This is a genomic window from Duganella callida, from assembly GCF_004614165.1.
Classification (GTDB): Bacteria; Pseudomonadota; Gammaproteobacteria; order Burkholderiales; family Burkholderiaceae_D; genus Rugamonas; species Rugamonas callida.
In genome coordinates, this window is record NZ_SPVG01000280.1 from 1 (window position 1) to 7,940 (window position 7,940).

The 7,940-nt window shown below is 68.2% G+C and carries 7 protein-coding genes; 5 read left to right on the forward strand and 2 right to left on the reverse strand.

What is annotated here, in order from left to right; genetic code table 11:
* Positions 1-638 (forward strand): universal stress protein (locus E4L98_RS29675; RefSeq protein ID WP_167761492.1); only part of this gene is annotated, 638 nt, incomplete at its 5' end.
* Between the two features lie 36 nt (positions 639-674).
* On the opposite strand, the gene E4L98_RS30280 is transcribed toward E4L98_RS29675, so the two are convergent.
* A complete protein-coding gene (locus tag E4L98_RS30280) occupies positions 675-836 on the reverse strand; it encodes a hypothetical protein (RefSeq protein WP_167761493.1) in 162 nt (53 codons plus the stop codon).
* A 118-nt stretch (positions 837-954) separates the two neighbouring features.
* Between E4L98_RS30280 and E4L98_RS29680 the strand changes: the two genes are divergently transcribed.
* Together E4L98_RS29680 and E4L98_RS29685 are read left to right on the forward strand one after the other, a co-directional pair.
* Complete coding sequence (locus E4L98_RS29680) at positions 955-3,507, forward strand: excinuclease ABC subunit UvrA (protein ID WP_205746865.1); 2,553 nt, start codon at positions 955-957, stop codon at positions 3,505-3,507.
* A gap of 159 nt (positions 3,508-3,666) precedes the next feature.
* The gene (locus E4L98_RS29685) at positions 3,667-4,560 is read left to right on the forward strand and encodes a ferritin-like domain-containing protein (RefSeq protein WP_135205145.1); all 894 of its coding nucleotides are present in this window, start codon (positions 3,667-3,669) and stop codon (positions 4,558-4,560) included.
* On the opposite strand, the gene hpnA is transcribed toward E4L98_RS29685, so the two are convergent.
* The gene (hpnA, locus tag E4L98_RS29690; RefSeq protein ID WP_135205146.1) at positions 4,552-5,559 is read right to left on the reverse strand and encodes a hopanoid-associated sugar epimerase; all 1,008 of its coding nucleotides are present in this window, start codon (positions 5,557-5,559) and stop codon (positions 4,552-4,554) included. The genes E4L98_RS29685 and hpnA overlap by 9 nt on opposite strands.
* 131 nt (positions 5,560-5,690) lie before the next feature.
* On the opposite strand from hpnA, the gene ispH reads away from it, so the two are divergent.
* Together ispH and hpnH are read left to right on the forward strand one after the other, a co-directional pair.
* Positions 5,691-6,632, forward strand: a complete 942-nt coding sequence (ispH, locus tag E4L98_RS29695; protein ID WP_135205147.1) for a 4-hydroxy-3-methylbut-2-enyl diphosphate reductase — start codon at positions 5,691-5,693, stop codon at positions 6,630-6,632.
* A gap of 39 nt (positions 6,633-6,671) precedes the next feature.
* Entirely contained in the window at positions 6,672-7,853 is a 1,182-nt protein-coding gene (gene hpnH / locus E4L98_RS29700; protein ID WP_135205148.1) for an adenosyl-hopene transferase HpnH, read from the forward strand.
* The last annotated feature ends 87 nt before the right edge of the window (positions 7,854-7,940 follow it).

A 7,940-nucleotide genomic window follows, 5' to 3' on the forward strand; every position in this document is an offset into this window, starting at 1 on the left:
ATCTGGCGGCGCTGCGCGACGGCGCCCGCGCGGCGCTGGCCGGTTTCGCCGCCACGGTCGGCCGGCTGGGCGTGGACGCGTGCGAACAGCGGCTGACCGACGACAGCCTGATCGGCAGCCTGACGCTGCAGTCGCGCTATTGCGACCTGGCGGTGGTGCCGCAGGCCGCGCCCGGCGGCAGCTTCGTGCCGCAGCAGCTGATATTGCACAGTCCGCGGCCGGTGGTGGTGGTGCCGGGGCACGGCGAATTCACGCACGTGGCCGAACGGCCGCTGCTGGCCTGGGACGGCGGCATGGCGGCCAGCCGCGCGATCGAGGCGGCGCTGCCGCTGCTGCGGCGCGCCCGGCTGGTGACGCTGGCGGTGTTCAATCCGGATAGCGTGTATGCCGCGCATGGGCCGGAGCCGGGCGCCGATCTGGCGCGGTTTCTGGCGCGCCACAATGTGCAGCTCGAAGTGGTGGTGCGCGACACCGATGGTGACGTCGGCGACGGCCTGCTGGCGCTGGCGGGCGAGACTGGCGCCGATTTGCTGGTCATGGGCTGCTATGGCCACACCCGGGTCCGCGAATTGCTGGTGGGCGGCACCTCGCGTACCGTGCTGAAGCAAATGACGCTGCCGGTGCTGATGATGGCTTGAAGCGGGCGGTAGGGGAACCCGCGCCGCCCAGGGAACTTACTTGGATTTGTTGCCGGCCTTGCTGGAGCCGCCGGTGCTCTTGTTGCCGGACGAGGACGCCGACTGGCTGTTGCCTTTGGCCGTAGACTTGTTGCCGGCCTTGGCCTCTTCCAGTTTGCTGTTGTTGCCGTTCTTGCCGCCTTGGGTCGGTTTGCTCATGATGGGCTCCTTCAGGTTGGTGGGTAAGTACAGCTTGCATCAAGGCGGCGCGGCCCGTCTGTTAGGCCGGTCACGCTCGGGGTGCGTTGTCGTACATACTTGCGCACGGCGATCGGCGATGCTGGCCTCATCACCATTGCTGACCTGGATCATGCCCAACGATTTCGAAGGCTACGTCCGCGTGCGCGGCGCGCGCGAGCACAATCTGCAAAATGTCGATGTCGATATCCCGCGCAACGCGCTGGTGGTGTTCACCGGCGTGTCCGGTTCGGGCAAGTCGTCGCTGGCGTTCGGCACGCTGTACGCGGAGGCCCAGCGGCGCTATCTGGAGTCGGTGTCGCCGTACGCGCGCCGGCTGTTCCACCAGATGCCGGTGCCCGAGGTCGATGCCGTCGATGGCCTGCCGCCCGCCGTGGCATTGCAACAACAGCGCGGCACGCCGACCACGCGCTCGTCGGTCGGCAGCGTCAGTACCCTGTCGAATTCGCTGCGCATGTTGTATTCGCGCGCCGGCGATTATCCGCGTGGACAGGAGTTGCTGTATGCCGAATCGTTTTCGCCCAACACCCCGCAGGGCGCCTGTCCGCAGTGCCACGGCCTGGGCCGCATCTACGACGCCACCGAGCAATCGATGGTGCCCGATCCCGGCCTGACCATCCGCGAACGCGCCGTGGCGGCCTGGCCGACCGCATGGCACGGCCAGAACCTGCGCGACATCCTGGTCACGCTCGGATACGACGTCGATACGCCGTGGCGCGAGTTGCCGAAAAAGGTGCGCGACTGGATTTTGTTCACCGACGAGCAGCCGACCGTGCCGGTCTACGCGGGCCTGACGCCGGCCGAGACGCGCCGCGCGCTCAAGCGCAAGGAGACGCCCAGCTATCAGGGCACGTTCACCGGCGCCCGCAAGTATGTGCTGCAGACCTTCGCCGGCACCGAGAGCCCGCTGATGAAGAAGCGGGTGGCGCAGTATCTGGTCAGCATGGATTGTCCGTTGTGCGAGGGCAAGCGGCTGCGCCGTGAAGCGTTGTCGGTGCGTTTCGCCGGTTATGACATCACTGAAATCAGCCGGCTGTCGCTGCGCCAGCTGGCGCAGCTGTTGCAACCTTACGCGCAAGGCAAGCCGGCGCGCGGCAAGGACGCCAGGCGGCATCCGGAAAAGGCGCTGGTCACCGAGCGGATCTGCGCCGACCTGCTGGCGCGGCTGCACGTGCTGCTGGACCTGGGCCTGGGCTACCTGAATCTGGAACGCGGCACGCCGACCCTGTCGCCGGGTGAGCTGCAGCGCCTGCGTCTGGCGACGCAGGTGCGTTCCAGCCTGTTCGGCGTGGTGTATGTGCTGGACGAGCCATCCGCCGGCCTGCATCCGGCCGACACCGAGGCGCTGCTGCGCGCGCTGGAGCGCCTGAAAGCCGCCGGCAATTCGCTGTTCGTGGTCGAGCATGCGCTGGAGGTGATACGGCGCGCGGACTGGATCGTCGATGTCGGTCCGCAGGCCGGCCAGAACGGCGGCCGCATCCTGTACAGCGGCGTGCCGGCCGGACTGGCCAAGGTCGAGGCGTCGCGCACCGCGCAGTACCTGTTCGACACCACGCCGCGCGCCACGCGCACGCCGCGGGCGCCAGCGGACTGGCTGCGGCTGCGCGCGGTGACGCGCCATAATCTGCAGGCGCTGGACGCCGATTTCCCGCTGGGCGTGCTGGCGGCGGTCAGCGGCGTCTCCGGCTCGGGCAAGTCCAGCCTGGTCAGCCAGGCGCTGGTGCAGCTGGTGCAGGCCCAGCTCGGCCAGACGCCGGTCCCGGAAGCGGCCACCAGCAGCGAGGAATTGCTGGAACAGACCGATGGCGGCGAGCTGCATGGCCGCATCGCCGGCGGCATGGCGTCGGTGCGGCGGCTGGTGCAGGTCGATCAAAAGCCGATCGGCCGCACGCCGCGTTCCAACCTGGCCACTTATACCGGGCTGTTCGACCACGTGCGCAAGCTGTTCGCCGCCACGCGCATGGCCAGGGCGCGCCGCTACGATGCCGGCCGCTTCTCGTTTAATGTCGCCAAGGGCCGCTGCCCGCACTGTTCGGGCGAGGGCTTCGTGATGGTCGAGCTGCTGTTCCTGCCCAGCGTCTACGCGCCGTGTCCCGAATGCGCCGGCGCGCGCTACAACCCGGAGACGCTGGCGGTGCGCTACCGCGAGCACAACATCGCCGAGGTGCTGGCGATGACGGTCGATGCGGCCTGGGCGTTCTTCGAGGATGTCGCGCCGTTGCGCCAGGCGCTGGAAACGCTGCGCGCGGTCGGCCTCGGCTATCTGCGCCTGGGCCAGCCGGCCACCGAACTGTCCGGCGGCGAAGCGCAGCGCATCAAGCTGGCGACCGAGCTGCAGCGCGCCAGCCGCGGCGACACGCTGTACGTGCTGGACGAGCCGACCACCGGCCTGCATCCGGCCGACATCGATTTGCTGCTGCGCCAGCTGCACGGTCTGGTCGACGCCGGCAACAGCGTGATCGTGGTCGAGCACAACGTGCAGGTGCTGGCGGACGCCGACTGGCTGATCGACGTCGGTCCCGGCGCGGGCGAGGAGGGCGGCCGCATTGTCGCCAGCGCGCCGCCGGCCGAGGTGGCGGCGCATCCCGACAGCCGCACCGCACCCTACCTGCGCCAGGGTGACGGTGCGTGAGCGGCAGGGTATGCCCGCACCGCCAATGGTGTCCTGCGCCCCCCGGCCCCCGCCCCGCATCTCCCTCTCGGCGGAGGGTGGCACACAGCGGTGCCGGATCGCTGTACAATCGAGCCGACAGCAGTTGATACAACCATAACTTCCTACCGTGGAGTGCCGATGGCCGATCAAACGCAGGTATTGCAGGCGGACCACGCCATGCGCCACTGGGCCGATCCCTCGCCCGATCCCGTCCCGGCCGGTCCCGACCGCCATTTGCGGATGTTTTGCGAACTGCTGCTGCAAACCCACAATCCCTACAAGCCGGCCGTGATCGACTGGCCGCAGTTGTCGCCGGAGGCGCTGCAGCGTGTCACCTCGCTGCCGATCTGGGACATCGCCGTGCAGACCGAAGGCCGCGCCACCATGCGCGTGCGCACTTTTGCCGCCACCGTGCAGCACCCGCTGCTGCGGCGCGCGCTGGAGATGGACGCGGACGAGGAGGCGCGCCACAAGGTGGTGCTGTCCAAGCTGGTGGAAGCCTATGGCATCCCGCTCGCGCCCGAGCCCGACTATCCGCCGCCGGCCGACCCGGAATGGGGCTGGCTGGTGACCGGCTACAGCGAATGCATCGACAGTTTTTTCGCCTTCGGCCTGTTCGCGGCGGCCAAGCGCTCCGGCTTCTTCCCCGCCGACCTGGTCGAGACCTTCGAGCCGGTGATCCAGGAAGAGGGCCGTCACATCCTGTTCTTCGTCAACTGGGCGGCCTGGTACAAACGCCAGCTGCCATGGTGGCGGCGGCCGCTGTTCAGCCTCAAGGTGGCGCGCGTGTGGCTGTTCCTGATCTGGGAACGCATCGGCATCGCGCGCGGCATCGACGCCGACGGGACGGCGCAAGACGCCAACTTCACGATGACCGGGTCGGCTGCCGTGGCCGAGCCGCTGGAAGCGCGCGCACTGATCGAACTGTGCCTGGCGGAGAACCAGCGCCGCATGGCCGGCTACGATGCGCGCCTGTTGCGGCCGGAGACGGTGCCGCGCCTGGCCCGGCTGGCGCTGCGTTTCCTACGCTGAGCGATGCAGATAACCGGCGTCGCGGAACCACTCCAGCGCCTCGCGCAGTCCGTCGCGGTAGGGGCGGGCCGTGTAGCCCAGTTCCTGCCGCGCCTTGGCCGAGCTGAAAAACATGTGGTAGCGCGACATGTTCAGTCCATCGACCGTCAGGAAGGGCTCGCGGCCGGTGAAGCGCGCCGCGCCCTGCGCCAGATGCGCCAGCGGATACAGCGGCCAGCGCGGCAGGCGGATGCCGGGCGCGCGCCGGCCGCTGATGGCGGCGATTTCGGCCAGAATCTCGCGCAGCGTGGCATCCTGCCCGCCCAGGATGTAGCGCTGGCCGATGCGGCCCTGGTCCAGCGCCAGCAAATGGCCCTCGGCCACGTCGTCCACGTGCACCAGATTGAGACCGGTGTCGACGAACGCCGGCATGCGGCCGGCCGCCGCTTCCACGATGATGCGGCCGGTCGGGGTGGGGCGCACGTCGCGCGGCCCGACCGGGGTCGACGGATTGACGATCACGGCCGGCAGGCCGCGCTCGGCCACCATGCGCTCGACCAGGCGTTCGGCCAGTACCTTGCTGCGCTTGTAGGCGCCGATGGCCTGTTGCGGTTCCAGCGGCGCATCCTCGGCCACCGGCGCGCTGGCGCCGGCCACGCGCAGGGTGGCCACGCTGCTGGTGTAGACCACGCGTTCGACGCCGCAGGCCAGCGCGGCTTCCATCACCGCCGCGGTGCCGGTCTGATTGGCGCGGACGATGTCTTCGGCATCGGGCGCCCACAGGCGGTAGTCGGCCGCCACGTGGCACAGGTGGCGCACGCCGGCCAGGGCGGCGCGCATGGCGGCGGCGTCGCGCATGTCGCCCACCGCCACCGTCACGGGCAGGTCGCGCAGGTTGGTGCGCGGACTGTCGGGCCGCACCAGCACGCGCACGCGCAGGCCGCGCGCCAGCGCCCGGCGCACCACCGCCGAGCCGAGAAAGCCGGAAGCGCCCGTCACAAGAATGTCGTCAGCGGTCATCGATATGAGAAAAAAGATGCTGGCAAAAAAATGCACAAAAACCAATCCCGGTATATAGTAAGTCCTATCGCGCAAAATGTGTTGCATCTTCCCCAAATCGATCCATCTGGACCCCAGAAGGGAGCTTGTGTATGCAGGTGATTCTCGCCCAGCCACGCGGCTTTTGTGCCGGCGTCGTGAGAGCGGTGGAAATAGTCGACCGTGCCCTGATCAAATTCGGGGCGCCGGTGTTCGTGCGTCATGAGATCGTCCACAACAAGCATGTGGTCAACAACCTGCGCGACAAGGGCGCGCGCTTCGTCGAGACGCTGGAAGCGGTGCCGGCCGGCGCGGTGACCGTGTTCAGCGCCCACGGGGTCCCCCAATCGGTAGAGGAAGAGGCCAGCGAGCGTGGCCTGCAGCCGATCGACGCTACCTGTCCGCTGGTGCAGAAAATCCACAAGCAGGGCCGCCAATACGCCGCCAGCGGCCGCGCGGTGATCCTGATCGGCCACGCGGGTCACCCGGAAGTGATAGGCACCATGGGTCAGATTCCGGGACCGGTGATCCTGGTCGAGAACGAGGCCGATGTCGCCCGCATGAGCCTGGCGCCGGACACGCCGGCCGCCTACGTCACCCAGACCACGCTGAGCATGGACGACACGCGCAACATCATCGCCGCGCTGCAGCGCCGTTTCTCCGATCTGGTGGGACCGGACACCAACGACATCTGCTACGCCACGCAGAACCGCCAGAGCGCGGTACGGCAGCTGGCGCCGCAGGTCGATGTGCTGCTGGTGATCGGCGCCACCAACAGTTCCAATTCCATCCGTCTGCGCGAGATCGGCACCGCCTGCGGCGTGCCCAGCTATCTGATCGCCGACGGCAGCGAGCTCGATCCGGCCTGGGTGCGCGAAGCGAAGGTGGTCGGCATCACGGCCGGCGCCTCGGCGCCCGAGTCGATGGTGGAGGACGTGCTGGCCGCGCTGCGCAGGCTGGGACCGGTGCAGGTGTCGACCATGGACGGCAAGGAAGAATCCGCGCAGTTCCGCCTGCCCGCCGAGCTGGCGGAGGTGCAGCCGGTGTCGATTTGATTGTGAACTGAAGAAGCTGTTCCTCATCCGGAGGCTGATTTGGCTATACCTTTACTGCAGGCGGCCCGCGTCGGGGCCTATATCGTGCGCCAGCAACTGGCCGGGCGCAAGCGCTATCCGCTGGCGCTGATGCTGGAGCCGCTGTTCCGCTGCAATCTGGCCTGCAATGGCTGCGGCAAGATCGATTATCCCGATCCGATCCTGGATCTGCGGCTGTCGCTGGCGGATTGTCTGCAGGCGGTGGACGAATCGGGCGCGCCGGTGGTGTCGATCGCCGGCGGCGAGCCGTTGCTGCACAAGGAGATGCCGGCCATCGTGCGCGGCATCATGGCGCGCAAGCGCTTCGTTTACCTGTGCACCAACGCGCTGCTGCTGGAGAAGAAGCTGGACCAGTATGAACCCAGCCCGTATTTCGTGTGGTCGGTGCACCTCGACGGCGACCGCGAGATGCATGATCATTCGGTCAGCCAGGATGGCGTTTACGAGCGCGCGGTTGCCGCCATCCGGGCCGCCAAGGCGCGCGGCTTCCGCGTCAACATCAACTGCACGCTGTTCAACGACGCCGATCCGGCCAAGGTGGCCAGCTTCTTCGACAGCCTGAAGGGCATCGGCGTGGATGGCATCACCGTCTCGCCGGGCTATGCGTATGAGCGGGCGCCGGACCAGGCGCATTTCCTCACGCGCGGCAAGACGCGCCAGCTGTTCCGCGATATCCTGGCGCGCGGCGATGGCGGACGCAAATGGGATTTCAGCCAGTCGTCGCTGTTCCTGTCGTTCCTGGCGGGGAATCAGACGTATCACTGCACGCCGTGGGGCAATCCGACCCGTACCGTGTTCGGCTGGCAGCGGCCGTGCTATCTGCTGGGCGAGGGCTATGCGGCATCGTTCCGCGAGCTGATGGAGGACACCGACTGGGACGCCTACGGCACCGGCAATTACGAGAAGTGCGCCGACTGCATGGTGCACAGCGGGTATGAGGCGACCGCGGTGGCGGACACGGTGCGCCATCCGCTCAAGGCCATGATGGTCAATCTGCGCGGTGTGCGCACGGAAGGGGCGATGGCGCCCGACATCGCGCTCGACAAACAGCGGCCGGCCGAATTCAATTACACGCGCGAGGTGGCGATCCGGCTCGATCAGATCGGCGGCAGCAAGGCCGCTGCCAAGGCTGGCCCGGCCAGCCAGCCGCACGTGGCCAACGCCGAGGCGGGAGGGCGCTGAACCATGTCGGCGGCGGCGCAAGCGCTGACGGCGGGGATGCTGGCTGCAGCCGACTGGCGCAGCGTGGCCGGGATCGGCCTGTGCGCT

Excerpts from the sequence above, each read along its gene's own strand:
- ispH (WP_135205147.1), top strand. The coding sequence starts at position 5,691 with ATGCAGGTGATTCTCGCCCAGCCACGCGGCTTTTGTGCCGGCGTCGTG.
- hpnA (WP_135205146.1), bottom strand. The coding sequence starts at position 5,559 with ATGACCGCTGACGACATTCTTGTGACGGGCGCTTCCGGCTTTCTCGGC.
- E4L98_RS29685 (WP_135205145.1), top strand. The coding sequence starts at position 3,667 with ATGGCCGATCAAACGCAGGTATTGCAGGCGGACCACGCCATGCGCCAC.
- E4L98_RS29680 (WP_205746865.1), top strand. The coding sequence starts at position 955 with ATGCTGGCCTCATCACCATTGCTGACCTGGATCATGCCCAACGATTTC.
- E4L98_RS30280 (WP_167761493.1), bottom strand. The coding sequence starts at position 836 with ATGAGCAAACCGACCCAAGGCGGCAAGAACGGCAACAACAGCAAACTG.